Annotated in this window: 25 protein-coding genes; 8 read left to right on the forward strand and 17 right to left on the reverse strand. The window is 75.6% G+C overall.

What is annotated here, in order from left to right:
• Positions 1-139 precede the first annotated feature (139 nt).
• Both I4I82_RS32070 and I4I82_RS32075 read left to right on the forward strand, forming a co-directional pair.
• Complete coding sequence (locus tag I4I82_RS32070; protein ID WP_218596345.1) at positions 140-1441, forward strand: proprotein convertase P-domain-containing protein; 1302 nt, start codon at positions 140-142, stop codon at positions 1439-1441.
• A gap of 86 nt (positions 1442-1527) precedes the next feature.
• Entirely contained in the window at positions 1528-2253 is a 726-nt protein-coding gene (locus I4I82_RS32075) for a DUF2786 domain-containing protein (protein ID WP_218594355.1), read from the forward strand.
• Position 2254: 1 nt separating this feature from the next.
• Here I4I82_RS32075 and I4I82_RS32080 read toward each other — a convergent pair whose 3' ends face one another.
• From I4I82_RS32080 to I4I82_RS32135, 12 genes are all read right to left on the reverse strand, one after another.
• Positions 2255-2980 carry an HAD-IA family hydrolase gene (locus I4I82_RS32080; protein WP_218594356.1) on the reverse strand — a complete coding sequence of 242 codons (726 nt, stop codon included), beginning with the start codon at positions 2978-2980 and terminating at the stop codon, positions 2255-2257.
• A gap of 46 nt (positions 2981-3026) precedes the next feature.
• A complete protein-coding gene (locus I4I82_RS32085; protein WP_218594357.1) occupies positions 3027-4043 on the reverse strand; it encodes a beta/alpha barrel domain-containing protein in 1017 nt (338 codons plus the stop codon).
• A 74-nt stretch (positions 4044-4117) separates the two neighbouring features.
• Complete coding sequence (locus tag I4I82_RS32090; RefSeq protein ID WP_218596346.1) at positions 4118-4987, reverse strand: crotonase/enoyl-CoA hydratase family protein; 870 nt, start codon at positions 4985-4987, stop codon at positions 4118-4120.
• Between the two features lie 13 nt (positions 4988-5000).
• Positions 5001-5450: a PH domain-containing protein gene (locus tag I4I82_RS32095; RefSeq protein WP_218593094.1), complete on the reverse strand. Its 450-nt coding sequence runs from the start codon at positions 5448-5450 to the stop codon at positions 5001-5003.
• Complete coding sequence (ribH, locus tag I4I82_RS32100) at positions 5447-5929, reverse strand: 6,7-dimethyl-8-ribityllumazine synthase (protein WP_218593093.1); 483 nt, start codon at positions 5927-5929, stop codon at positions 5447-5449. Before ribH ends, I4I82_RS32095 begins: the two co-directional genes overlap by 4 nt.
• On the reverse strand, positions 5926-7164 hold the full coding sequence (locus I4I82_RS32105; protein ID WP_225922648.1) for a bifunctional 3,4-dihydroxy-2-butanone-4-phosphate synthase/GTP cyclohydrolase II: 1239 nt from the start codon (positions 7162-7164) through the stop codon (positions 5926-5928). The genes ribH and I4I82_RS32105 overlap by 4 nt, the downstream gene beginning before the upstream one ends.
• 68 nt (positions 7165-7232) lie before the next feature.
• On the reverse strand, positions 7233-7850 hold the full coding sequence (locus I4I82_RS32110) for a riboflavin synthase (protein WP_218593091.1): 618 nt from the start codon (positions 7848-7850) through the stop codon (positions 7233-7235).
• A 77-nt stretch (positions 7851-7927) separates the two neighbouring features.
• Positions 7928-8614 carry a ribulose-phosphate 3-epimerase gene (gene rpe, locus I4I82_RS32115; RefSeq protein WP_267460592.1) on the reverse strand — a complete coding sequence of 229 codons (687 nt, stop codon included), beginning with the start codon at positions 8612-8614 and terminating at the stop codon, positions 7928-7930.
• Between the two features lie 44 nt (positions 8615-8658).
• The gene (locus tag I4I82_RS32120; protein WP_218593090.1) at positions 8659-10080 is read right to left on the reverse strand and encodes an RsmB/NOP family class I SAM-dependent RNA methyltransferase; all 1422 of its coding nucleotides are present in this window, start codon (positions 10078-10080) and stop codon (positions 8659-8661) included.
• Entirely contained in the window at positions 10077-11003 is a 927-nt protein-coding gene (fmt, locus tag I4I82_RS32125) for a methionyl-tRNA formyltransferase (RefSeq protein WP_218593096.1), read from the reverse strand. Before fmt ends, I4I82_RS32120 begins: the two co-directional genes overlap by 4 nt.
• Positions 11004-11008: 5 nt before the next feature.
• Complete coding sequence (gene def, locus I4I82_RS32130; RefSeq protein WP_218593089.1) at positions 11009-11557, reverse strand: peptide deformylase; 549 nt, start codon at positions 11555-11557, stop codon at positions 11009-11011.
• 49 nt (positions 11558-11606) lie between these two features.
• A complete protein-coding gene (locus I4I82_RS32135; protein WP_218615397.1) occupies positions 11607-13649 on the reverse strand; it encodes a primosomal protein N' in 2043 nt (680 codons plus the stop codon).
• Between the two features lie 400 nt (positions 13650-14049).
• Here I4I82_RS32135 and eat point away from each other — a divergent pair, with 400 nt between their 5' ends.
• The 3 genes from eat to eutC are packed head-to-tail and all read left to right on the forward strand — an operon-like array spanning position 14050 to position 17583.
• A complete protein-coding gene (eat, locus tag I4I82_RS32140; protein WP_218596347.1) occupies positions 14050-15474 on the forward strand; it encodes an ethanolamine permease in 1425 nt (474 codons plus the stop codon).
• 13 nt (positions 15475-15487) lie between these two features.
• Entirely contained in the window at positions 15488-16861 is a 1374-nt protein-coding gene (locus I4I82_RS32145; protein ID WP_218590508.1) for an ethanolamine ammonia-lyase subunit EutB, read from the forward strand.
• Positions 16858-17583 carry an ethanolamine ammonia-lyase subunit EutC gene (gene eutC, locus I4I82_RS32150; protein ID WP_218590509.1) on the forward strand — a complete coding sequence of 242 codons (726 nt, stop codon included), beginning with the start codon at positions 16858-16860 and terminating at the stop codon, positions 17581-17583. The genes I4I82_RS32145 and eutC overlap by 4 nt, the downstream gene beginning before the upstream one ends.
• Before the next feature lie 30 nt (positions 17584-17613).
• On the opposite strand, the gene metK is transcribed toward eutC, so the two are convergent.
• A complete protein-coding gene (metK, locus tag I4I82_RS32155; RefSeq protein WP_275948787.1) occupies positions 17614-18813 on the reverse strand; it encodes a methionine adenosyltransferase in 1200 nt (399 codons plus the stop codon).
• Positions 18814-19043: 230 nt separating this feature from the next.
• Between metK and I4I82_RS32160 the strand changes: the two genes are divergently transcribed.
• Positions 19044-19592, forward strand: a complete 549-nt coding sequence (locus I4I82_RS32160) for an SH3 domain-containing protein (RefSeq protein ID WP_218590510.1) — start codon at positions 19044-19046, stop codon at positions 19590-19592.
• Between the two features lie 110 nt (positions 19593-19702).
• On the opposite strand, the gene coaBC is transcribed toward I4I82_RS32160, so the two are convergent.
• The 4 genes from coaBC to mihF are packed head-to-tail and all read right to left on the reverse strand — an operon-like array spanning position 19703 to position 22126.
• On the reverse strand, positions 19703-20920 hold the full coding sequence (gene coaBC, locus I4I82_RS32165; protein WP_218590511.1) for a bifunctional phosphopantothenoylcysteine decarboxylase/phosphopantothenate--cysteine ligase CoaBC: 1218 nt from the start codon (positions 20918-20920) through the stop codon (positions 19703-19705).
• A complete protein-coding gene (gene rpoZ / locus I4I82_RS32170) occupies positions 20920-21195 on the reverse strand; it encodes a DNA-directed RNA polymerase subunit omega (RefSeq protein WP_141276300.1) in 276 nt (91 codons plus the stop codon). Before rpoZ ends, coaBC begins: the two co-directional genes overlap by 1 nt.
• A 2-nt stretch (positions 21196-21197) precedes the next feature.
• Complete coding sequence (gmk, locus tag I4I82_RS32175) at positions 21198-21809, reverse strand: guanylate kinase (RefSeq protein WP_226370378.1); 612 nt, start codon at positions 21807-21809, stop codon at positions 21198-21200.
• Between the two features lie 5 nt (positions 21810-21814).
• On the reverse strand, positions 21815-22126 hold the full coding sequence (gene mihF / locus I4I82_RS32180) for an integration host factor, actinobacterial type (protein WP_218590512.1): 312 nt from the start codon (positions 22124-22126) through the stop codon (positions 21815-21817).
• Between the two features lie 516 nt (positions 22127-22642).
• On the opposite strand from mihF, the gene I4I82_RS32185 reads away from it, so the two are divergent.
• Positions 22643-24127 carry a phytoene desaturase family protein gene (locus I4I82_RS32185; protein ID WP_226370379.1) on the forward strand — a complete coding sequence of 495 codons (1485 nt, stop codon included), beginning with the start codon at positions 22643-22645 and terminating at the stop codon, positions 24125-24127.
• Between the two features lie 99 nt (positions 24128-24226).
• Positions 24227-25441, forward strand: a complete 1215-nt coding sequence (locus I4I82_RS32190; RefSeq protein ID WP_218590513.1) for a serine hydrolase domain-containing protein — start codon at positions 24227-24229, stop codon at positions 25439-25441.
• Positions 25442-25444 lie beyond the last annotated feature (3 nt).

A 25444-nucleotide genomic window follows, 5' to 3' on the forward strand; every position in this document is an offset into this window, starting at 1 on the left:
CGGCCCCCCGACAGCCGTGGCGCCCGGGCCGGGACCCGTCCCGGCCGCGCAGGGCATGCTGTCCCCCGTCCGGGTGCACTGCTGACGTGGAGTGACGAGGGATGATCGGTAACGCAGACGCCGCCCCGGAAGGCTCCCCATGACCGACCCGAACGGACCATCCCACCCCGGCTGGAACCAGGGCGGCTGGTCCACCGCGCCGCGGGGTGAGGCCCCCGAGACGGCGCAGTGGCCCGGGGCCGGACCGCAGGGCCCGCCGGAGCCCGGCTGGTCGAACCCGCACCAGCCGCAGCCGTACGGCGGCCCCCAGCCCTACGGGGCTCCGCAGCCCTACGGGGCCCCCCAGCAGTACGCGGAGACGGCGCAGTACCCCGGCGCAGCCCAGTACCCCGGCGCGCCCCAGTACCCCGGCGCGCCCCAGTACCCCGGCGCGCCCCAGTACCCCGGCGCGCCCCAGTACCCGGGGCAGCAGTACCCCGGTGCTCAGCAGTTCGCCGGGCAGCCGGGCGGCTGGAACCCCGCCCCCGGCGGCTACGGTCCCCCGCCCGCGTCCCCGGGCCGCGGTCGGCGCACCGGGATCATCGTGACCGCCGTGGTGGCCTCCGTGGCGATCGTGGCGGCCGTCGTCGTGGTGGTCCTGCTCAACCGCGCCCCGGACCCGAACACCCCGCTGGCCCAGGGCACGTCCGCCGGGCCGCTCGTGATCCCGGACGACACCGCGGGCGGCGCCACCAGCACGATCACCCTCGACGGGGGCGACGCGCGCGTCGGTCGCCTGGAGGTCGTCCTGGACCTGCAGCACGCCTACCCCGCCGAGGTCACCGGCGTCCTGACCTCCCCCGCGGGCCGCCAGGCCGTCGTGTTCCCCCGCGCGCCCACCGGCGGGCGGCTCACGCTCTCCACCACCGACCCCGCGTCGCCGCTGGTCAACCTGCTGGGCGGCCCGGTCGCCGGCGACTGGGCGCTGACGCTGTCCGATGAGGTCACGGCCGACTCCGGCACGCTCACGAGCTGGGGCGTCACGGCCTACCCCGCGGCGCCGGACGCCCCGGCGCCCGCCGCGGCCCCGGCCACCGCGTCGGCGACACCCGGGCTCGCCATCCCCGACGACGACGACTACGTCGGCGCCACCGACGTCCTCGGGCTGAGCGGGTACGGCACGGTCGACCGGATCGCCGTCGACGTCGCCGTCAGCCACGCCATCAGCAGCGACCTGCGGATCGAGCTGCGCTCACCGCTGGGCCGGACCGTCGTGCTGTCGGAGTACGAGGCGGGCCTCGGCCCGGCGATCGCGCTCACCCTCGACTCGGCCACGCCGGGCTCACCGCTCGCGCCGCTGGTCGGCGAGCCGCTGGCCGGGCCGTGGGAGCTGCGCGTGTACGACGGCGTGATTGTGGACGAGGGCACGTTCGACCGGTGGGGCGTCACCGTCAACGGCTGACCCCGTGAGCGCGGCCCGGCCGTCCTGTCGGGGTGGCGTGCTATCCCTTGTCCTCGACACGAACACGCGTTCGAGGGGGTCCTGCGATGGGTGCCGACAAGCTCGACACGGTCCGCAAGCTGCTCGCCAAGGCCGAGCGCGCCGCCACCGCGGAGGAGGCGCGCGCCTACACGGCCAAGGCCGTGGAGCTCATGGCCCGCCACGGGATCGACGAGGCGCTGCTGGGGAGCGCGCGGCCGGGCGACGACGAGATCGGCGCCACCCGCATCGCCGTCGACGACCCCTACAGCGCGGGCAAGGCGCGGCTGCTGGGCTGGGTCGGGAGCGCGTTCGGCTGCCGGTGCGTGCTGCACGGCGCGAGCGGGGGGAAGGCCACGGCGGTCACGGTGTTCGGGCACGCGTCCGACCGGGCCCGCACGGAGCTCCTGCACACGTCGCTGCTGCTGCAGGCCACTTCCCAGCTGGTCCGCCTGCGCCCGCCCGACGCCCGGGAGTCCGTGGCCGCCTACCGGCGCTCGTGGCTGCACGGGTTCGCCGTGGAGGTGCACCGCAGGCTCACCGAGGCCCACGAGCGGGCCGAGGCCGACGCCGGCGCCGGGCGGCCCGTCGACGGGCCGTCGGTCGCCCTCGTCCTGGCCGACCGGCGGGAGCGGGTGGACCGCGCGTGGGCGGAGGCGTTCCCCGACCTGGGGCGCGCGCGGCGGTCGGTGCTGTCCGGCTCGGGCTACGGCGCGGGCGCGCAGGCCGGCTCGCGGGCCGACCTGGGTCACACCGCGGTACCGCGCTCCCCCGCGGCCGCGGTGGGTGGGTAGGTCAGGCCGGCAGGGCGAGCAGCCGGTCCACCACGAGGTCGACGCGCGGCGCGCTGACGTGCGGCGGCTCCACCACCGCCGGCACGCGGCCCTCGAGCCGGGTCGCCAGCGCGCCCACCAGGCCGGCGCGGACGGCGCCGTGGACGTCCCAGGAGTGCACGGCCACCAGCGCGGTGCGGTCGGGTGCGGACTCGACCTCGCCGCACACCCAGTCGTAGACCCGCGGCGGTGGCTTGAACGCGCCGATGGCCTCGGCCGAGTGCACGCCGCGCAGGTAGGTGCGCAGGCCGGCGCGGTCCAGCGCGTCGCAGGCCGTCTTCGGGTTGCCGTGGGTGAAGGCATAGGTGGGCACCTTGGCCTTGGCCAGCTCCACGAGGGCGGGCTCGACGTCGGGGTGCGGCGGGAGGTGGGCGAAGCCGGCGAGCACGTGGTCCAGGGCCTCGTCCGACAGCGTGTGGCCGGTGGTGGTGCGCAGCGCGGCGCGGGCCACGTCGCCGAAGGGCGGGGCGGAGCCGGCGAGCGTCAGCGCCATCCCGTCGCGCAGGGTTCGGGTGAAGAACAGCTCCCACTCGTGGGCAGGGCGGCCGACGTCGACGAACCGGGAGCCCAGGGCGTCGACCTGCAGCATCGTCTCGAACACGTCGAACAGCACCACCCGCGGGCGGCGGTCGGCCGCGCGCGGCCGGTCGTCCGGGCCGCGTGCGGCGCTCTGGGCCTCCTGGGTCATGCCACTACTCCTTCCGGAGCAAGATCGCTGTGGCGGGGATGGTGGCTCAGACGGCCGCGACGGCGCGGCGCGGCACCGGCTCCCAGCGCCGAACGGCGTTCAGGACGCGCCGAACGCCCAGCGCGCGCAGCGGCGCCAGCGCGTAGCCGGGGTAGCTGGCGAGCCACACGGCGCTGCCCAGGCTCACGGCGTCGGCGCCGGCCCAGAAGTACTCGCGGCAGTCGTCGGCGGTGCGGACCCCGCCCGTCGCGATGATCGGCAGCGTCACCCCGGCCTCGCGGAGCTCGGAGACGACGCGCAGCCCGATCGGCTTGATCGCCCGCCCGGACAGGCCGCCGTAGCGGTTGGACAGGAACGGCTCGCCGGTGCGCGGGTCCAGGCGCAGCGCCTTGACCGTGTTGATCGCGGTGAGCGCCGAGACGCCGGCCTTCGCGGCCTGCTGCGCGTTGCGCAGGTAGTCGTAGTCGGGCGAGAGCTTGAGGATCACCGGGTGGTGGCTGCGCGGCACGGCCTCGTCGAGGACGTCCTGCAGGATCGTCGAGAAGTCGAAGTTGACGTTGTGGCAGCTCACGTTGAGCTCGACGGCGGCGATGTCCCCCGCCGGCACGGCGGCGTTGACGCGGTCGATGAGCGTGACGAACTCCGCGGCGGAGAACCCGCCGAGGGAGATGATCGTGCGCTGGTCACGGGTGCGGGGGTAGTAGTCGCGCAGGTAGGCGTCGATGCCGACGTTGCACCAGCCGAACGCGTTGACCCAGCCGCCGTCGGTGCTGCGCAGGACCCGCCCGTAGCGCTTGAGCAGGCCGGGCAGCTCACCGAGCGCGTAGTCGTCGCGGGTGCTGAAGTGGCCCTCGCGGGGCTCCACGGTGAGCGTGCGGGTCGTGACCGCCCCGAACTCCTCCAGCGGCACGAACAGCGACACCGGACTCATGCCGTAGGGCACGAGCGGCGAGTTGGCCACCCCGTAGCCCAGCAGGCTCGACGACGTGACCAGCCGGTTGCGCAGGACGATGTCGCCCAGCCGCACCTCGCCGTGGTCCTGGTCCCGCTTCGCTCGCAGCACGCCCCGATGCTACGTGCGCCGCCGTGAGCGGCAACGAGTGCTGCAGCACTCGTCTCCACTCACGGGTGCGGGCGTCACGGCTGCAGGGGGCTCCAGGGGCGGTCGGGCCACCACGGGTAGCCCTCGGGCATGTCCTCGCCGACCCGGTCGGGGAACTGCGCCGGCCGCTTGTCCAGGAACGCCTGCACGCCCTCGGCGGCGTCGGCGGACCGGCCGCGCGACAGCATCGCCCACGAGTCGACGCGGTGGGCCTCCATCGGGTGGTCGGCGCCCAGCATCCGCCACATCGTCTGCCGGGCCAGCGCCACCGACACCGGTGCGGTGTTCTCCGCGATCTCCGCGGCGAGCGCGTACGCGGCGGGCAGCAGGGCGTCGGCGGCGTGCACGGACCGGACCAGGCGCCCGTCCAGGGCCTCGGCGGCGTCGAACACGCGCCCGGTCACCGCCCACTCGACGGCCCGGCTGATCCCGACGACCCGCGGCAGGAACCAGCTCGACGCGGCCTCGGGCACGATGCCGCGCCGGGCGAACACGAACCCGAAGCGGGCGGTGTCGGCGGCGAGGCGGACGTCCATCGGCAGCGTCATCGTGGCGCCGACGCCGACCGCCGGGCCGTTGACCGCCCCGATCACCGGCTTGGCGCTCTCGAAGATCCGCAGGGTGAGGCGGCCACCGCCGTCGCGGTGGGCGTCCGGGTCGGCCGGGGAAGCAGGGTCGTAGGCGAACGTGCCGCCCCCACCGGCGAGGTCGGCGCCCGCGCAGAACCCGCGCCCCGCCCCGGTGACGACGACGGCCCGCACGTCGTCGTCGGCGTCGGTGCGGTCGAAGGCCTCCCGCAGCTCGTCGCCCATCCGCGCGGTGAACGCGTTGAGCCGCTCGGGCCGGTGCAGCGTCAGCGTCGCCACGCCGTCGGCGACGTCGTAGGTGATCTGCTCGAACTCCACGTCGCGGGGGCGCTCAGCCGCGCGCGGAGGCGTGCAGGGCGCGGAGCCGGCGCATCGCGTCGACCGCCCGCTGCCCGTCGACGGCCTGCACGGCCATGACCGGCACGTACTCGTAGTCGGGCAGGTCGATCCGGGCCCAGGACGCGCCGTCGGGGAACGCGACGCGCTCCACATCCGACCAGGGAAAGTGCTTCGTCGCCACGACGTTGCGCACCTCGATGCCCGCGGCGTCGGCGCGCACCCGCGGCCGGGCCATGAGCAGGCACCCGCCGGCGATGAACAGCCCGATCAGCACGAGCGCGACCTGGTCGGCGAGCCGGAAGAACACCCCGGTGTCGCTGTTGCGCAGCACGAGCGCGATCGCCGTGAACAGCACGACGATGACCACGGCGGACACCCAGGAGATGACGACGGCGCGCAGGGGACGGACCGTCAGCCGCTCGTCGGTCGTGGCCACGCTCACGGCTCCTTCCGCAGGTCGCGCAGGAGCACCGCCGTGTGCAGGGCGGCCAGGCACGCCTCGGCGCCCTTGTCCTCGGCCGCGCCGGGGCCGCCGGAGCGGTCGAGGGCCTGCTGCACCGTGTCGCAGGTCAGCACCCCGTTGCCGACGGGGGTGCGCTCGTCGAGCGCGACGCGCGTGAGCCCGGCCGTGACGGCGTCGCACACGTACTCGAAGTGGGGTGTGCCACCGCGCACGACGGCACCCAGCGCGACGACGGCGTCGTGGGTGCGGGCGAGCTCCTGGCAGACCACGGGCAGCTCGACGGTGCCCGACACCCGCACGACGGTGGGGTCGGCGGCGCCGGCCTCCTTCGCGGTGTGCAGCGCGCGCTCCAGCAGCAGGTCGACGATATCGGCGTGCCAGCTCGTGGCGGCCACCGCCACCCGCAGCGCCGACGCGTCCGGCAGCGTCCCGATCACCGGACGGCCCTCACCGCTCACGACGGCACCTCCAGGTCGGGCAGGTCGTGGCCCATCCGGTCGCGCTTGGTGCGCAGGTAGGCGAGGTTCTCGGGCACCGCGCGCACCGGCAGCGGCACGCGGCCGGTGATGGCCAGGCCGTAGCCCTCGAGCCCGGCCCGCTTGTCGGGGTTGTTGGTGAGCAGGCGCATCGACTTCACGCCGAGGTCGGCGAGGATCTGCGCGCCCATGCCGTAGTCGCGGGCGTCGGCGGGCAGGCCCAGCGCGAGGTTGGCGTCGACGGTGTCGGCCCCGGCCTCCTGCAGCTGGTAGGCCTGCAGCTTGTGCAGCAGGCCGATGCCCCGGCCCTCGTGGCCGCGCATGTAGAGCACGATGCCGCGGCCCTCCTGCGCCACCGCCTCCAGCGCGGCGTCGAGCTGCGGGCCGCAGTCGCAGCGCAGCGAGCCCATGACGTCGCCGGTGAGGCACTCCGAGTGCACGCGGACCAGCACGTCCTCGCCGGAGTCGCGCTCGGTGCCGACGTCGCCGCGGACCATCGCGATGTGCTCGATCCCGTCGAGGACCGAGTCGTAGCCGTAGGCGGTGAAGTCGCCGTGGGCGGTGGGAATCCGGGCCTGGGCGACGCGCACGACGTGCTTCTCGAAGCGGCGGCGGTGCGCGATGAGGTCGGCGATCGTGATGAGCGTGAGGTCGTGCTCGTCGGCGAAGATGCGCAGCTCCTCGCCGCGGGCCATCTCGCCCTCGTTCTTCTGCGACACGATCTCGCACAGCGCGCCGGCGGGCGCGAGCCCGGCCAGCCGCGAGAGGTCGACGGCGGCCTCGGTGTGCCCGGGGCGGCGCAGGACGCCTCCCTCGCGGGCCCGCAGCGGCAGCACGTGACCGGGGCGGACCAGGTCGTCGGCGCCGGCGGCCGGGTCGGCCAGCAGCCGGATCGTGTGCGCGCGGTCGGCCGCGGAGATGCCGGTGGTGACACCCAGGCGCGCGTCGACGGTGACCGTGAACGCCGTGCGGAAGTTGTCGGAGTTCGTGTGGTGCATCGGCGGGAGGTCGAGGCGGTCGCACTCGGTCTCGGTGAGCGCCACGCAGATGTAGCCCGAGGTGTAGCGCACCATGAAGGACACGAGCTCCGGCGTGGCCATCTCGGCGGCGAAGATGAGGTCGCCCTCGTTCTCGCGGTCCTCGTCGTCGACGACCACCACGGCCTTGCCGGCCTTGAGGTCGGAGAGCGCCTGCTCGATGGCCTCGACGCCGCTCAACCCGCTGCCCGCGCCGGCGGCGCCGTCCGTGCTCTCCGTGCCTGCGACCGTGTCCACATCTCCACCGTTCATCGGGCCGTGCCGCCGCCGTAACCGCCGACCAGCCGTTCCACGTACTTCGCGAGGACGTCCACCTCGATGTTGACGGTATCCCCCACGGCGCGCGCGCCGAGTGTGGTGTGCGCCAACGTCGTGGGGATCAGCGCCACCGTGAAGGTGTCGGGGCCGACGGAGGCGACCGTCAGCGACACCCCGTCGACGGTGATCGAGCCCTTCTCGACGACGTAGCGCGCGAGGTCGGAGGGCAGGCTGAACGCCAGCTCGTCGCTGCGCTCGGCCGGGGTGCGCGACACGAGCGTGGCGACGCCGTCGACGTGGCCCTGCACGATGTGCCCGCCCAGACGCCCGGACACCGGGACCGCGCGCTCGAGGTTGACGGCCGTGCCCTCGCGGACCGCCCCGAGGCTCGACCGGGCGAGCGTCTCGGGCACGAGCTCGACGCTGAACGTGCCGTCGGTGCTGCCCTGGGGGTCGATGACGGTGAGGCAGACGCCGTTCACCGCGATCGAGTCGCCGTGGCCCGCGTCGCCGGTGACGAGCGGCCCGCGCACGGTGAAGACCACCACCTCGGCGCTCTCGCGCACGGCGATGACCTCGCCCATCTCCTCGACGATGCCGGTGAACATCCCCGCCGCCTCCTCGCGTCCTGCCCGTGCCAACGGCCGGGGCCTCCCGGATCATCCCCCGCGCGGTGCGCGGTGCGTCAGGCGGTCCAGCCGCGGTGCGGTGACGCGGCGCGCACGCGGTCGCGCAGGGCGGTGACGGCGCGCGCCGGGTCGTCGGCCCCGTAGACCGCCGATCCCGCCACGAAGCAGTCGACGCCGGCCTCCGCGGCCTGCTCGACGGTGTCGGCGTTGATGCCGCCGTCGATCTCGACGAGCAGCCGCAGGTGGCCGGTGTCGACCAGGCGGCGCGCGGTGCGCACCTTGTCGAGCACCCCGGGCATGAAGCTCTGCCCGCCGAACCCCGGCTCCACGCTCATGACCAGCAGCGTGTCGTAGTGGCGCAGCACCTCGACCCACGGCTCCAGCGGGGTGTCCGGCTTGATCGACAGCCCCGCCAGCGCACCCGCCGCGCGCAGGTTCTTCGCCAGCGCCACCGGGTCTGCGGCGGCCTCGGCGTGCACGGTGACGTTGTGCGCGCCCGCCTCCGCGTAGCCGGGCGCCCAGCGGTCCGGGTCCTCGATCATGAGGTGGCAGTCCAGCGGCACGGACGTGGCCCTCAGCAGCGACTCGACCACCGGCAGGCCGAGTGTGAGGTTGGGCACGAAGTGGGCGTCCATGACGTCGACGTGCAGCCAGTCGGCGCCCGTGCCGGGCTCGCCCGCGACGGCCGCGGCCTCGTCGGCGAGGTGGGCGAAGTCGGCGGACAGCATGCTCGGGGCGATCAGCGGATGCACCGCCGCAGGCTACGGGAGACGGCCCGGGCCCACAGCTACCGGCGCAGCACCGACAGGAACATCGCGTCCGTGCCGTGGCGGTGCGGCCAGAGCTGCACGGTGGGGCCGGCGCCGAGTTCCGGCACGCCGGGCAGCAGCTCGCGGGCGTCGAGCAGCTCCGCCTTCTGCCGCCGCGCCACCCCGGTGACGACCCCGACGGTCTCCGACAGGTGCGGCGAACAGGTCACGTACGCGACGACCCCGCCCGGGCGGACGTGGCGCAGCGCGGCGGTGAGCAGCTCGCGCTGCAGCTTCGCCAGGCCCGGGACGTCCTCGGGCGTGCGGCGCCAGCGCGCCTCCGGACGGCGGCGCAGGGCGCCCAGGCCGGTGCACGGGGCGTCGACGAGGACGCGGTCGAACGCGGCGTCGGGCAGCGGGGCCTCGCGGCCGTCGGCGTGGTGGACGGTGACCGGCAGCCCGTCGACGGCCTTGCGGACGAGCTCGGCGCGGTGCTCCCCCAGCTCGACGGCGTCGACGGTGACGCCGTCCATCTGCGCGAGCCCGCCCAGCAGCACCGCCTTGCCACCGGGACCGGCGCACAGGTCGAGCCAGCGGCCGGTGTCCTGCCCGGTGGTCGCGGCCCGGGTGAGTGCGAGGGCGACGAGCTGGCTGCCCTCGTCCTGCACGACGGCGAGCCCCTCGGAGACGGCGTCGAGGTCACCGATGGCACCGGAGCCGGCGTCGAGGTGCACGGCGTAGGGCGAGTACGGGCCCTCGGTGCCCCCGGTGGCCAGAGCCAGCTCCTCGGCGGTGATCTCGCCGGGGCGGGCGAGCAGGTGCACCACCGGGCGGGCGTCGTCGGCGGCCAGGGCGGCGTCGAGGTCGGCCACCCCGCCGAGCGCGTCGGCGAAGGCCTGCGCGATCCAGCGCGGGTGGGCGTGGGCGAACGCGGCGTGGCCCAGCGGGTCCTCGGCGGCGTCGGGCGCGAGCCGGGCCACCCAGGCGGCCTCGTCGTGCTCGCCGACGCGGCGCAGCACGGCGTTGACGAACCCGGCCGGCCGCGACCCGGAGTCCTCGCGGACCAGCTCGACGGTGGCGTGCACGGCCGCGTGGGCCGGCACCCGCATGCGCAGCAGCTGGTAGGCGCCCAGGCGCAGCGCGTCGAGCAGCGCGGGCTCGACCTTGACCAGCGGCCGGTCGGTGCAGTGCTCGATCACGGCGTCGAGCAGGCCCTGCGCGCGCAGCGTGCCGTAGCCGATCTCGGTGGCCAGCCCGGCGTCGCGGTCCCGGAGCTTGTGGCGCCGCAGGATCGCGGGCAGGGCGAGGTTGGCGTAGGAGTCGCGGACGCGGACGGCCCGCAGCAGCTCCAGCGCGGCGCGCCGGGGCAGGTCGGGCTCCGGGGGGCGCGCCGGGCCCTGGCGCCCCCGGGGCGGGCCGGACGCCCGCCGGACGCCGGGCTTGCGGTCCCGAGTGGTCATGCCAACAGCTCCCCGGCCTCGATGCGGACCCCGCGCGCCCAGTCGGCGGCGGGCATCGCGCGCTTCCCGACCGGGCGCACCTCGCCCAGCTCCAGCACGCCGGCGGCCGTGCCCACCAGCACCCGCTTCTTCTCCGGAGCGAGCTCCCCGGGCTCGAGGTCGGCACCCTCGACGGGCCGCACCGGGCCCAGCCCGAGGCGCTCGTCGCGGAACGTCGTCCAGGCGCCGGGCTCCGGGGTGACGGCCCGGACCAGCCGGTCGACGACGGCCGCGGTGCGCGTCCAGTCGACGCGGGCGTCGGCGGTGGCGATCTTCGGGGCGTGCGAGACGCCCTCGGCGGGCTGCGGGCGCGCGTCGAGCGTGCCGTCGGCGAGCCCGTCCATGGTGGCGGTGAGCAGCGCGGCGCCGGAGACGGCGAGGCGGTCGAGCAGGTCGCCCGCGGTGTCGCGCGGGCCGACGGCCTCGGTGACGACCCCGAACACCGGCCCGGTGTCGAGGCCCTCCTCGAGCCGGAACGTGCTGGCGCCGGTGATGTCGTCGCCCGCCCGGACCGCGGCCTGCACGGGTGCGGCGCCGCGCCAGGCCGGGAGCAGCGAGAAGTGCAGGTTGACCCAGCCCAGGCGGGGCACGTCGAGCGCCGCGCGGGGCACGAGCGCGCCGTAGGCGACGACCGGGCAGCAGTCGGGCGCGAGCGCGCGCAGGGCGTCGAGGAACTCCGGATCGGACGGGCGGGCCGGGGTGAGGACCGGGACGCCGGCCTCGTCGGCGACGGCGCCGACCGCGGAGCGGGCGACCTTGCGGCCCCGGCCGGCGGGCGCGTCGGGACGCGTGACGACGGCGACCACCTCGTGCCGGTCCGACGCCAGCAGCGCGCGCAGCGCGGGGACGGCGGGGGCCGGGGTGCCGGCGAAGACGAGCCGCAGGCCCGTCACCGGACCTTCCCGAACAGCGGGTGCGGGCTCTCGCGCACCACCGGCGCGGGCTCCCCGAACCACTCGGCGGCGCGGATCTCGGCCATCGCGAGCTTGCGGGTCCCGGGGTCGAGCCGGTCGACGAACAGGATGCCGTCGAGGTGGTCGGTCTCGTGCTGGATGCAGCGGGCGAGCAGCTCGCTGCCCTCGACCTCAAGCGGCTCGCCGTGCTGGTCCCAGCCCTTCGCCACGACGTGCAGGTGGCGGCGGCACTCCCAGCCCAGGCCCGGGATCGACAGGCAGCCCTCGGGGCCGACCTGCTCCTCGTCGCCGACCACGTCGAAGGTCGGGTTCACGAGGTGCCCGGAGAACCCGTCGCAGTCGTAGGTGAACACCCGCAGGCCCACGCCCAGCTGCGGCGCGGCGAGGCCGGCACCACCCTCGTCGTGCATGGTGTCGGTGAGGTCGGCGACCAGCTTGCGCAGCTCCGCGTCGAACGTGGTGACGGGCTCGGCGGGCGTGCGCAGCACGGGGTCGCCGAAGAGTCGGACGGGCTGGACGGGCACGGATCTCCTACGCGAGGGGTGACGTCGGGGGCCCCTCGATTCTGCCACCTCACTCGATCGCGACGGGATCCAGCCGCACGCGCACCGGGTCGGGAGCCTTGCGCGCGGCGCGGGAGCCCTGTGCGGCGTGCAGCGCGGCGGCCAGCGCGCGGCCCTGCGCGCGCGGGACGCGGAGCAGGGCGCGCTCGCGCTCCACGACCTCGATGCTCCCGTCGCGCGCGGGCTCGATCTCGACCGGCCCCAGCACCTCGACGCCGTCGAGCGCGGCGCACACGTCGTCGACGACCTCCCCCACCGCCACCGGCACGCCCTCCACCGCCGCCATCCGCACGGCGGGCGGGAACCCCACCTCGGTGCGCGCGGCCAGCTCGGCGGCGGCGTGGTGCGCCGGGTCCCACCGGACGAGGTCCTGCACGACGGGCAGCCCGGCGTCGGCGGTGATGACGACCCGGCCGCCCGCGGTGTGCGGCACGACCAGCGCCGCCGCGGCCAGCCAGCGGCGCAGCGTCTCCTCGGCCACGCGCAGGTCGGGCCGCGACAGCATCGCCCAGCCGTCGAGCAGCAGGGCGGCGCCGTAGCCGCCCTCGGCGGGCGGTTCGGCGCCCGGCGTGGCGACGACGAGCCCCGGCCCCGCGGGCACCCCGGCCAGCACGGGCGCCCCGCCGCCGGAGGTGCGCACGGTAACGCCGGGAAAGGCCCGGCCCAGCTCCTCGGCGGTGCGCCCGGCCCCGACGACACCGGCGCGCAGCCGCCGCGAGCCGCAGTTCGGGCAGCGGAACGCCGGGTCGGGGCGCCCGCACCAGCGGCAGTGCGGCAGGGCGGGCGAGTCGGCGGCGCCGGGGCCCGCGCCGCGGCGCAGGCCGAGCGGCCCGGCGCAGTGCCGGCACCGCGCGGTCTCCCGGCACTGCCCGCACGACACCCACGGCACGTACCCCGAGCGCGGGACCTGCACGAGCACCGGCCGGTCGGCCGCCAGCGCGGCGCGGGCGGCGTCGAAGGCGATGTGGGGCAGGCGCGCGGCGCGGGCGTCGGGGTCGCGCGCCAGCACGGCGCCGTCGCCCTCGGACAGCGCGACCACGCGCGGCATGACGTCGCGGACCACCGCGCGCTCGGCGACGACCTCCCGCGCCCACCGCGTCTCCACCAGCAGCTGCGCCTCGGCCGTGCGGGCGAACCCGGCGACCAGCAGCGCCGCCCCGGCCGCGTGGGCGCGCACCACGAGGACGTCGCGGACGTGCGGGTAGGGCGCGCGGGGCTCGGCGTGCAGATCGTCGCCGTCGTCCCAGACGGCGAGCAGGCCGGGCTCGGCGATCGGCGCGAAGGCCGCCGAGCGGGTGCCGACGACGACCCGCACGTGCCCGCGCCGCACGGCCAGCCAGCGGCGGTAGCGCTCGGCCGGCCCGAGCTCGGCGGTGAGCGCGACGACCCCGTCGGCCCCGAGGCGCTCGACCAGCGCGGCGTGCAGGAGGTCGACGTCGCGCTGGTCGGGCACCACCAGCAGCGCCCCCCGCCCGGCCGACGCGGTGGCCGCGGCCGCCTCCGCCAGTCGCGCCGTCCACGACTCCCCCGGCAGCGCCTGCCACACCGCGTGCGCCGCCCGCCCGCCGGCCAGCGCGTCGAGCAGGGCGGCGCCGTGGCGGTAGCGGGCCCAGCCCGACGGGCCGGGCGCGGCGGGCTGCGGGACCGGCCCGGGCTCGCGCACCTCCTTCTCCACGCGCGCGTGGCGCGGCGGCACGGCGAGGCGGACGACGTCGGCGAACACCCCGGCGTAGCGGTCGGCCACCGTGCGGCACAGCGCCGCCACCTCCGGGGTGAGCGCGGGCTCGGGCGAGACCACCTTCTCCACCCACGCCAGGCGGTGCTCGGAGTCGGCCGCCCGCTCCAGCAGGAACCCGTCGACCAGCCGTCCCGCGAACCGCACCCGCACCCGCACCCCGGGCTGCGCGTCGGCGTCGAACTGCTCGGGGACGCGGTAGTCGAACACCCGGTCCAGGTGGGCCAGCGGCACATCCACCGCCACCCGCGCCACCGGCAGCTCCGCGGCCGCACGCCACTCCCCCTTGGCGGGCGTGGAGGGGCGGGCGGTGGTCACTCCCGCATCGTGCAGGACGGGTCCGACAGGGCGGCACGGGGTCGGGGCCGGCCCACCGGTTGGACCGGGCCGTCGGGGGCGGCGGGAGCCGGGCGGTCGTCCGGGCCGGCCGGCAACCCATGATCACCGTCTCGGCATGTTCTCCGACGGTATGCGGCCGTTCCCGTGCCCAGACGGTGATCATGGCAGCCGGCGGCGCGGGATCACGAGGAGTGCGCCGTCAGGGCCCCGCCGTCGACCGTGACGGCGCACTCCGTACACGACCCCGAGTCCCACTGCGCCGAACGGCCGCGCGCCGACCGGGTGGAATCCGCATCCGGGGAAACCTGGACGTGAGACGGGAGCAACATCGTCGCCCTACCGTGCGGGAGCCGATCGACGCACCGGAACCGGAGGCCCCGTGAGCACCTCACCGACCCGCCCCTCCACCGCCTCGGGCGCCGCCGACGACTACCTCGCCAAGCGGCAGCTCAAGAAGGGCGCCGCCGGGTGGGTGCTGCTCGCCGGGCTCGGCGTCAGCTACGTCATCTCCGGCGACTACTCCGGCTGGAACTTCGGGCTCGGGCAGGGCGGGTTCGGCGGCCTGCTCATCGCCGGCGTGCTCATCGCCGCGATGTACACCGCGATGGTGCTGGGGATGGCCGAGCTGTCCTCCGCGCTCCCGACGGCGGGCGGCGGCTACACCTTCGCCCGCCGCGCTCTCGGGCCGTGGGGCGGGTTCGCCACCGGCACCGCCATCCTCATCGAGTACGCCATCGCGCCGGCCGCCATCGCCACGTTCATCGGCGCCTACGTCGAGTCGCTGGGCCTGTTCGGCATCACCGACGGCTGGTGGGTGTACCTCGCCGCCTACCTGGTCTTCGTCGGCGTGCACCTGATGGGCGCGGGCGAGGCACTGAAGGTCATGTTCGTGATCACCGCGATCGCCGTGGTCGGCCTGGTCGTCTTCGCCGTCGCCGCGGTGCCGCTGTTCGACGCCGCCAACCTCACCGACATCCCGCCGACCGAGGCCGCCGGGGCGTCGCCGTTCCTGCCCTACGGCTACCTCGGCATCTGGGCCGCCGTGCCGTTCGCGATCTGGTTCTTCCTCGCCATCGAGGGCGTGCCCCTGGGCGCGGAGGAGGCGCGCGACCCGGCCAAGGACGTTCCCCGCGGCATCATCGCCGCGATGGCGGTGCTGCTCGTCACCGGCGCGGCCGTGCTCGTCCTGGCCACCGGCGCGATCGGGGCGTCGGCGCTGTCGGAGTCGGGCAACCCGCTGGTCGAGGCGCTGGGCACCGGAACGATGGCCACGGTCGTCAACTACATCGGCCTGGCCGGGCTCGTCGCCAGCTTCTTCTCGATCATCTACGCCTACTCGCGGCAGACGTTCGCGCTCTCGCGCGCGGGCTACCTCCCCCGCGTGCTGTCGCTGACCAACGGCCGCAAGGCCCCGACGCTGGCGCTCGTCGTGCCCGGCGTCATCGGGTTCCTGCTCTCGCTCACCGGCCAGGGCGCGGTGCTGCTCAACATGGCGGTGTTCGGGGCGGCGCTGAGCTACGTGCTGATGATGGTCAGCCACATCGTGCTGCGCCGCCGCGAGCCCGACATGCCGCGCCCCTACCGGACGCCGGGCGGCGTCGCGACCACCGGGTTCGCGCTCGTCGTCGCCGTCATCTCGGTGATCGCGACGTTCCTCGTCGACAGCGTCGCCGCGCTCTGCGCGCTCGGGGCGTTCGCGCTGTTCATGGCCTACTTCGCCCTCTACAGCCGCCACCACCTGGTCGCGCGCGCCCCCGACGAGGAGTTCGCCGCGCTGGCCGCGGCGGAGGAAGAGCTGCGATGACGGGGGACCTGCGGTGATCCGGCGCATCACCACCGGCGGCCACGGCCACGAGTTCGCCGACCTGGCGACCCTGCTGGCCGCAGCCACCCCGGCGCGCTCGGGCGACGTCCTCGCGGGCGTCGCCGCGCGGTCCGAGCAGGAGCGCGTGGCCGCGCAGCGCCTGCTCGCCGACCTGCCGCTGGCGACGTTCCTCGAGGAGCTCGTCGTCCCCTACGAGGACGACGAGGTGACGCGGCTGATCGTCGACTCCCACGACGCGCGGGCGTTCGCGCCCGTCGCGTCGATGACGGTCGGGGAGTTCCGCGACCACCTGCTCGACCCCGCCACCGACCCGACGACGCTCGCCGCGGGCCTCACGCCGGAGATGGTCGCGGCCACCTCGAAGCTGATGCGCCTGCAGGACCTCATCGCGGTGGCACGGCGCACGCCGGTCGTCACCGCGTTCCGCACGACGCTGGGCCGCCCGGGCACGCTGGCCACCCGCCTGCAGCCCAACCACCCCACCGACGACCCGGTCGGCGTCACCGCGAGCATCGTCGACGGCCTGCTCCTGGGCTGCGGCGACGCCGTCATCGGCATCAACCCGGCCACCGACAGCCCCAACCGCACCGTCGACCTGCTCCGCCTCATCGACGACGTCCGGCAGCGCTACGACATCCCGACGCAGAGCTGCGTGCTCGCCCACGTCACGACGTCGATCGAGGTGATGGAGCGCGGGGCGCCGGTCGACCTGGTGTTCCAGTCCGTCGCGGGCACGCAGGCGGCCAACACCGGGTTCGGGGTGACGCTGGACCTGCTGCGCGAGGCCCACGAGGCGGCGCTGTCGCTGGGCCGCGGCACCGTCGGCACCCAGTGCACGTACTTCGAGACCGGCCAGGGCAGCGCGCTCTCCTCCGACGCGCACCACGGCGTCGACCAGCAGACCCTCGAGGTCCGCGCCTACGCCGTGGCCCGGGCCTTCGACCCGCTGATCGTCAACACCGTCGTCGGGTTCATCGGGCCGGAGTACCTCTACGACGGCAAGCAGATCGCGCGCGCCGGGCTGGAGGACCACTTCTGCGGCAAGCTGCTGGGCGTCCCGATGGGCGTCGACGTCTGCTACACCAACCACGCCGAGGCCGACGCCGACGACACCGACGCCCTGCTCACGCTGCTCGGCGTGGCCGGCTGCACGTTCGTGATCTGCGTGCCGGGGGGCGACGACGTCATGCTGCACTACCAGTCGCTGTCCTACCACGACGCGCTCTACGCCCGGCAGGTCCTGGGCCTGTCCCCCGCGCCGGAGTTCGCGGCGTGGCTGGAGCGGATGGAGCTGCTCACGCCCGACGGCCGGGTGCGCGAGCTCGACTCGCCCGCGGTCCGCGCGCTGACGGCGGGGCTGGCGTGAGCGCCCCGGACCCCCTCGTCCGCCTGCGCGACGCCACCCGCGCGCGCGTCGCGTTGGGCCGGGCCGGGGACGCGCTGCCCACCGCGCGGCTGCTGGAGCTGCGGGCCGCGCACGCCGCGGCCCGCGACGCGGTGCACGACCCGCTCGACGTCGACGCACTGGTGGCGCAGGTGCGGGCCGAGCTGGGCGGCGACCCGCTCGTCGTCTCCAGCGCGGCGGGCTCCCGCGCGGAGTACCTGCAGCGCCCCGACCTGGGACGGCGCCTGGCCGAAGGCACGGAGCTGCCCGCGGGCGAGCACGACGTGGCGCTGGTGCTCGCCGACGGGCTCTCGCCACAGGCGGTGCAGGCGCACGGCGTGCCGATGCTGCAGGCGCTGACCGGCCGGCTCGACGGGTGGCGGATCGCGCCCGTCGTCGTCGCCACGCAGGCGCGGGTGGCGCTCGGCGACGAGATCGCGGCCGGGCTCGGCGCGCGCAGCGTCGTGGTGCTGGTCGGCGAACGGCCGGGCATGAGCTCGACCGACAGCCTGGGCGTCTACTTCACCTTCGACGCCCGGCGCGGGCGGCGCGACTCCGAGCGCAACTGCCTGTCCAACATCCGCCCCCCGCACGGCACCGGCTACGAGGCCGCGGCCACCACCTGCGCGATGCTGATGGCCGAGGCGAAGCGGCTCGGGCTGTCGGGGGTCGCGCTGAAGGCCGACCCGGCGCTCACGGGGTGAGCGCCGGCGCCGACCTCCGGGACCGGGACGTCAGGACCCGCAGGCGCTCTTGAGGGCGTCGGCGCGGTCGGTCGACTCCCACGGGAGGTCGATGTCGCGGCGGCCGAAGTGGCCGTACGCGGCGGTGGGGGCGTAGATCGGGCGCAGCAGGTCGAGGTCGCGGATGATCGCGGCCGGGCGCAGGTCGAACACCTCCTGGATCGCCGAGGCGATCCGGGCCGGGTCGACGTGCTCGGTGCCGAACGTCTCGACGAACAGGCCCACGGGCGCGGCCTTGCCGATGGCGTAGGCGACCTGCACCTCGATGCGCTCGGCCAGGCCCGCGGCGACGGCGTTCTTGGCGACCCAGCGCATCGCGTAGGCGGCCGAGCGGTCGACCTTCGACGGGTCCTTGCCCGAAAACGCGCCGCCGCCGTGGCGGGCGAAGCCGCCGTAGGTGTCGACGATGATCTTGCGGCCGGTGAGGCCGGCGTCGCCCATCGGGCCGCCGACGACGAAGCGGCCGGTCGGGTTGACCAGCAGGCGGACGTCGGACACGTCCAGGCCGAGGTCGGCGATCTCCGGGCCGACCACGTGCTCCCGGATGTCGGGGGCGAGCAGGGCGTCGAGGTCGATGTCGGCGGCGTGCTGCGTGGAGACGACGACCGTGTCGAGGCGGACGGCCTTGTCGCCGTCGTACTCGATGGTGACCTGGGTCTTGCCGTCCGGGCGCAGGTAGGGCAGCACGCCGGACTTGCGGACCTCGGTGAGGCGGCGCGCGAGCCGGTGCGCGAGCGCGATCGGCAGCGGCATGAGCTCGGAGGTGTCGGTGTTGGCGTAGCCGAACATCAGGCCCTGGTCGCCCGCGCCCTGCTTGGCGATCTCGTCCTCGGAGAGCTCGACGCGGCTCTCGTAGGCGGAGTCGACGCCCTGGGCGATGTCGGCGCTCTGCGCGCCGATCGCGACGTTGACGCCGCAGGAAGCCCCGTCGAAGCCCTTGGACGACGAGTCGTACCCGATCTCGAGGATCTTGTCGCGGACCAGGGTGGGGATGTCGGCGTAGGTGTTGGTCGTGACCTCACCCGCGACGTGCACCTGGCCCGTGGTCACCATCGTCTCGACGGCCACGCGGCTGCGCGGGTCGTCGGCGAGCAGCGCGTCGAGGATCGTGTCGCTGATCGCGTCGCACATCTTGTCCGGGTGCCCCTCGGTCACCGACTCGCTCGTGAACAACCGCCGACCCACTGCCACCACGCCCTGCTCCGTCCGTTGGTCCAGATCCCACCGACGTCCGACGGGCCTGATCAGAGCCCGAGAGTAGTCCAGTCCGATCCGGCGGCGACGTGACGTGGCCCGTCACGGTGCGTGACGTCACGCGCGACACGCTCACCGCATCCGGTGGTGTCACGCCCGGTAGCGAATCGGTAACGGAGACGCTCGTTGGACCTCGTTGAGAACCCCGACGGAGAAGAGGAACGACGATGATGGCACGACCGGGCCGTACGGCAGCAGTGGTCGGCGCGGTGGTCGCGGTCAGCGCGACCACCCTCATGGGAGTACTGGTCGGCACCGCCTCCGCGGTGGCACCGGGCCGCTGCGTCGAGAACGTGAACGTGCGGGCGGAGCCGAGCATCGACTCGCGCATCGTCGCGGTGTGCGAGGCCGGCACCGCGGTCGAGACCGGCCGCATCCGCGACGGGTTCGTGCAGCTCACGGACCAGGGCGGCTGGGCGTCGGAGCAGTACGTGTCCGTCGGCGGGGCCGCCCCGGCGACCGGCAGCGCGCCGAGCACCCGTCCCGCGCCGACGTCGTCGGACGACACGACGAGCACCCCCCGGACCACCTCCCCCTCGAGCCCGTCGACGACCGACGACGCGCCCTCGGGCCGCTCGGGCTCGGGTACGGGCACGAGCACCGCGGACGACGACGCCGACAGCACGACCGACAGCACGACCGGCAGCGAGCCCACCGAGGCTCCCGAGGAGGACGACGACGACAGCAGCAGCGGCGTCGGCGGCCTGCTCGGCTGAGTCCCGGCCCCCGGTCCGCCCGCGGGGCGGCGTCGCTCCGGGTGACCCCGATCACCCGTCGAGTGCCCGCCCCGCGGGGCACGGCCCAGGCGACGGCTGGGAACGACGGATCAGGACAGGCGGGGCGCCACCGCGTCCCAGACCCGCGAGGCGAGCAGCGCCTTCGAGCCGGGGGCCAGCACGGACTCCGACCCGTCGGCGCCGAGCAGCCAGCCCGCGTTGTCGGGAGTCTCGAACGCCTTGCCCTCCCCCACCGCGTTGACGACGAGCAGGTCGCACCCCTTGCGCGCGAGCTTCGCGCGGGCGTGGTGCAGGACGTCGCCCGACGCGTCACCGGTCTCGGCGGCGAAGCCGACGACCAGCTGGCCCGACTCCCGCTCGCGCACGAGCTCCGCGAGGATGTCGGGGTTGGTGGTGAGCGCGAGCGGATCCGGGCCCGCCGACCCCTTCTTGATCTTGTGCTCGGCCAGCGCGACGGGCCGGAAGTCGGCCACCGCGGCGGCCATCACCACCGCGTCGGCGCCCTTCACCGCGGCGAGCACGGCCTCGCGCAGCTCCAGTGCGGAGCCTGCGCGGACGACGTCGACCGACGCCGGGGCGGCGAGGTCGGCGGTGTGCGCGGCGACGAGCGTGACGTGCGCTCCCCGCTGGGCGGCGACCCGCGCGAGCGCGTAGCCCTGGCGGCCCGACGAGCGGTTGCCCAGGAAGCGCACTGGGTCGAGCGCCTCGCGCGTGCCACCGGCGCTGACGACGACGCGGCGCCCGGCGAGGTCGCGGGGCAGGGCGTCGGCGCGCTCCAGCAGCAGCCGGGCCAGCTCGGCGATCTCGGCCGGGTCGGGCAGCCGGCCGGGGCCCGTGTCCCGGCCGGTGAGCCGGCCCGACGCCGGCTCCACCACCACGACGCCGCGCTCGCGCAGCAGCGCCACGTTGGCGCGCGTGGCGGGGTGTTCCCACATCTCGGTGTGCATGGCCGGGGCGAACAGCACCGGGCAGCGGGCCGTGAGCAGGGCGGCGGTGAGCAGGTCGTCGGCGCGGCCGTGGGCGGCGCGGGCCATCAGGTCGGCCGTGGCGGGGGCGACGACGACGAGGTCGGCCTGCTGCCCCAGCTTCACGTGCGGGACCGACGGGACGTCGGCGAACACGCCGGTGTGCACAGGGTGCCCCGACAGCGCCTCGAACGTGGCGGCGCCGACGAACTCCAGGGCGGAGGCCGTCGGCAGCACGCGCACGCTGTGGCCGGTCTCGGTGAGCCGGCGCAGCAGTTCGGCGCTCTTGTAGGCGGCGATGCCGCCCGCCACCCCCAGCAGCACCGAGGGCGGCGTCGTCATTACTGCTCGCCCTCGGTGTGCTCCAGCATGTGCGCCTGGATCTCGCGCATCGCGATCGACAGCGGCTTCTCGCGCGGGCCCGGCTCGACGAGGGGGCCGACGTACTCGAGCAGGCCCTCGCCCAGCTGGGAGTAGTAGTCGTTGATCTGCCGGGCGCGCTTCGCGGCGTAGATGACCAGAGCGTACTTCGAGCTCACCTGGCCCAGCAGGTCGTCGATGGGCGGGTTGGTGATGCCCTCGGGGAGGGCCCCGGCGACGGGGGCGGTCAGCGGCATGCTCACGAAGAGGACTCCTGCTTGTGTAGTGGGTGCGCACCGTGGGGGGTGGCGACCAGCAACTCTACCAACCGGGCGGCGACGGCCCGCGGCTCGTCGCTGATCACGGTCACGTCGAACTCGTCGCGGGCGGCCATCTCCTCGCGGGCGGTCTCCAGGCGGCGGGCGAACGTGGCGGCCGTCTCGGTGCCGCGGCCCTGCAGCCGGCGCTCGAGCTCCTGCATCGAGGGCGGCGCGAGGAACACGCTGACGCACTCGGGGATCTCGCGCTTCATGGCGCGGGCGCCGGCGAGGTCGACCTCGACGAGCACCGGGCGCCCGGCGGCCAGCGCCTCCTCGACGGGGCGGCGCGGGGTGCCCGAGCGCTGCAGGCCGCCGTGGATCTCGGCCCACTCGAGCAGGTCGCCGCGGGTGATCATCTCGTCGAACCCGGCGGGGCCGACGAAGCGGTAGTCGCGCCCGTCGACCTCGCCGGGGCGCGGGTCGCGCGTGGTGGCCGACACGGAGAAGAACAGGTCGGGCAGCAGCTCGCGCAGGGCGTCCACCACCCGGGACTTGCCCACGCCGGAGGGGCCGGCCAGGACGATCAGCCGACCCCTCCCGCGCGCGGTCACCTCGCTCAGGCGAATTCGCTGAGCAGCGCCTTGCGCTGACGGTCGCCCAGGCCGCGCAGACGGCGGCTCGGGGCGATCTCCAGGCGCTCCATGATCTGCCCGGCGCGCACCTTGCCGACGCCCGGCATGGCCTCCAGCAGAGCCGAGACCTTCATCTTGCCGAGCACCTCGTCGGCGTCCGACTCCTTCAGCACCTCGTCCAGGGACGTCCCACCACGCTTGAGACGCTCCTTCCACTCCGCACGGGCCCGGCGCGCCGCAGCCGCCTTCTGCAGCGCGGCGGCACGCTGTTCCTCGGTGAGTTGGGGAAGGGCCACGGTCTCCTCCGTCGTTCGTCGAATCACCGCCCCGCGGGCCTGCCCCCGGGGTCTGTTCCGAACGTACTCACGACACGTCCGGGAAGGGAAACGGGGGGTGCCACCTGTGGGTTCTCTCTCCCGCCACCCGTACGGGTGATACCACGGTGACGATCGGCCACACCTCCTCGACGCGCCCGTTCGGCGCATGTCGTCGACCGGTCCCTGGATCATGGTCATGACCGGACGTGTCCGACCGGCGACGCTCGGTGCCCGAACGCCCGCACCGTCGCCCACCGCGACCGGACGGTGCGCGCGCACCGGCAACCGGGCGCGGCACTGCTCCGAGAGAGCGGTTCCGTCCTCGCCGCAGCGGCACGGCGCCGGGTCCCGGGCACCCCGCCCGGCCGCCCCGGGGCGCCGTGGGGGGTCACGGACCGCCGCCGGCCGCGACGAGGAGCCGGGCGGGTGCGGCGAGCGGGCCCCGGACTGTGCGGTCGCCGAGCGGGGCGGCGCCCGATCGACGATCCTCGGCTGGTGACCTCCGTGGACGGCTCCCCCTCAGGTCCTCCCCCCGACGGCCCCTCGTCCGACGGATTCGACGCGGTCGTCGTCGGGTCCGGACCCAACGGGCTGGTCGGCGCGCTGCGGCTGGCGCGGGCGGGCCGGCGCGTGCTGCTCGTCGAGGCCGGCGGCACCGTCGGCGGTGGCCTGCGCACCGAGGAGCTGACGCTGCCCGGCTTCCGGCACGACGTGTGCGCCACCGTGGTGCCGCTCGCGCTGGCCTCCCCCGCGTTCCGCGCGCTCGGCCTCGACGTCGCCCACGACCACCCGCCGGTGCCGGCCGCGCACCCCCTGGACGGGGCGCCCGCCGCTCTGGTGCAGCGCAGCGAGGGCGCCACGGCGGCCGGGTTCGGCCGCGACGGGGCGGCGTGGCGCGCCTCCGTGGGTGCGACGGCCCGCGCCGGGTTCCCGCTGGTCGACACGCTGCTGGCCCCGCTGCACCTGCCGCCGGCCGCGCCCCTGGCCGCGGTCCGGTACGGCGCGCTCGGGGCGCTGCCCACCACCGCGGCCGCCCGCGTGTTCCGCGACCCGGCCGCCCGCTCCGCGCTGGCCGGGATGGCCGCGCACTCGATGCTCGACCTGGCCCAGCCGCTCACCGCGGGCTACGGGCTGCTGCTGGCCGCGCTCGCGCACTCCGTCGGCTGGCCGGTGGTGCGCGGCGGCACCCAGTCACTCGCCGATGCGCTCGTCCGCGAGCTGCGCGTGCTCGGCGGCGAGGTCGTCACCGGCTGGCACGTGCGCGACCTCGACGAGCTCCCGCCCGCGCCGATCACCCTGCTCGACACCTCGACGCGCGCCCTGCTCGAGATCGCCGGCGACCGGCTGCCCGCGGCGTACCGGCGGCGGGTGGAGCGGTTCCGGCCCGGACCGGGCGTCTTCAAGGTCGACTACGCGCTGGACGCGCCCGTGCCGTGGACCGACCCCGCCGTCGCCGCGGCGGGCACCGTGCACCTGGGCGGCACCCTTCCCGAGATCGTCGACGCCGAGCGCGCGGTGGTGCGGGGCGGGCACCCGGAGCGGCCGTTCGTGCTGGGGGTGCAGGCGTGCGTGGCCGACCCCTCCCGCGCCCCCGAGGGCAAGCACACGTTCTGGGCCTACTGCCACGTGCCCAACGGCTCCGACGTCGACAGGACCGCGGCGATCGAGGGGCAGATCGAGCGGTTCGCCCCCGGCTTCCGCGACCGCGTGCTCGCGCGCCACGTCATGGGACCCGCGGCGCTGGAGGCGCACAACCCCAACGAGGTGGGCGGCGACATCAACGGCGGGTCCGGCGACTGGCGCCAGTTCGTCTCCCGCCCGGTCCTCGCCCGCTCCCCCTGGCGCACGCCCGTCCCGGGGCTGTTCCTGTGTTCGGCCAGCACCCCGCCGGGCGGCGGCGTGCACGGCATGGGCGGCTGGGAGGCGGCCGGTCTGGCGCTGGCCGTCGACTCCCCCGCCCCGCGTCCTGCACGGCGCTGACCGGCCGCGCGGCCGGTCGTCGCAAGTCCCCGGCCGGCCCTTGTGCCAGCCCCTGCCGTACTCCACAGTGTCCGGACCGCCGAGGTGGGGAGGCCACCCGTGACGAGCACCGGAACGCGCCGCAGGGCGCTCCACGCCGTGGCGGTCGCCGCCCTCCTGTGGGTCACCGGCTGCGGCGCCCCCGTGGCCGCAGCACCCGCCGTCGACCCGCCCGTCCCGGCGTACGCCGCCGATCTGGCGCCTCGCCTGGAGGCCCTCGCGCAGGAGATGCTGGTGACCGGCGCCGTCGTGCTGGTCCGCTCGCCCGAGCTCGGTGACTGGAGCACCACCATCGGCACCCGGGCGTACGGGGGCACCGAGCCGGTGCGGCTGGGCGACCACGTGCGGGTGGGCAGCAACACGAAGACCTGGACCGGGACCGTCGTCCTGCAGCTCGTCGACGAGGGCAGGCTGGGCCTGGACGACCCGATCTCGACCTACGTGCCCGGCGTCCCGAACGGGGACGCGATCACCCTCGCCCACCTGCTCTCCATGCGCAGCGGGCTGGACAACTACACCCAGGCGCTCGAGCTGAACGAGGCGATGGACGCGGATCCGGCGCGCTCGTACGCGCCGCAGGAGCTGCTGGACATGGCCTTCCGGCGGCCGCCGCTCTACCCGCCCGGCGAGGGCTACAACTACTCGAACACCAACACCGTGCTCCTCGGGCTGGTCATCGAGCAGGTCACCGGCACTCCGGTGGCCGAGGAGTTCCGCACGCGCCTGTTTGCACCGCTCGGAATGGACGGGTCCGCGTTCCCGGACCGGGACTCGGCCGCCCTCGCCGACCCGCACCCGCGGGGGTACACCTACGGCGGCAACGTCGAGACGATCGACAGCCTGGTGCTGCCCGACGACGTGCAGGCGCAGGCGCGGGCGGGCACGCTCGCCCCGACCGACGTCACCGACGCCAACCCGTCCTGGGCCTGGACCGCTGGCGCGGGCGTCTCCACCGCCGAGGACCTCGCCGACTGCGTCCGCGCCCTCGTCGGGGGCGGCCTGCTCGGCCCCGAGCTCCAGCAGCAGCGGCTCGACAGCGTCCGGCCCGTCGACCCGGCCGACCCCATGAGCCCCGGCTACGGGCTCGGGCTCGCCCGGTTCGGCACCCTCTACGGGCACTCGGGCGAGCTGCCGGGCTTCAACTCGTTCATGGGGCACGACCCCGAACGGGACATCACCGTCGTCACCTGGACCTCGCTCGCCCCGAGCGTCGACGGCCGCGGACCGGCCGTCGAGCTGGCGAAGGCGGTGATCGGGGCGCTGTACGCGCCGTAGGGC

This window comes from Pseudonocardia oceani, assembly GCF_019263585.2.
GTDB lineage: Bacteria > Actinomycetota > Actinomycetes > Mycobacteriales > Pseudonocardiaceae > Pseudonocardia > Pseudonocardia oceani.

What these genes read in the sequence shown, in the direction of transcription:
- I4I82_RS32160 (WP_218590510.1), top strand. Translation starts at nt 19,044, where the DNA reads ATGATGGCACGACCGGGCCGTACGGCAGCAGTGGTCGGCGCGGTGGTC.
- I4I82_RS32070 (WP_218596345.1), top strand. Translation starts at nt 140, where the DNA reads ATGACCGACCCGAACGGACCATCCCACCCCGGCTGGAACCAGGGCGGC.
- rpoZ (WP_141276300.1), bottom strand. Translation starts at nt 21,195, where the DNA reads ATGCCGCTGACCGCCCCCGTCGCCGGGGCCCTCCCCGAGGGCATCACC.
- I4I82_RS32120 (WP_218593090.1), bottom strand. Translation starts at nt 10,080, where the DNA reads ATGACCACTCGGGACCGCAAGCCCGGCGTCCGGCGGGCGTCCGGCCCG.
- coaBC (WP_218590511.1), bottom strand. Translation starts at nt 20,920, where the DNA reads ATGACGACGCCGCCCTCGGTGCTGCTGGGGGTGGCGGGCGGCATCGCC.
- I4I82_RS32110 (WP_218593091.1), bottom strand. Translation starts at nt 7,850, where the DNA reads ATGTTCACCGGCATCGTCGAGGAGATGGGCGAGGTCATCGCCGTGCGC.
- I4I82_RS32075 (WP_218594355.1), top strand. Translation starts at nt 1,528, where the DNA reads ATGGGTGCCGACAAGCTCGACACGGTCCGCAAGCTGCTCGCCAAGGCC.
- I4I82_RS32080 (WP_218594356.1), bottom strand. Translation starts at nt 2,980, where the DNA reads ATGACCCAGGAGGCCCAGAGCGCCGCACGCGGCCCGGACGACCGGCCG.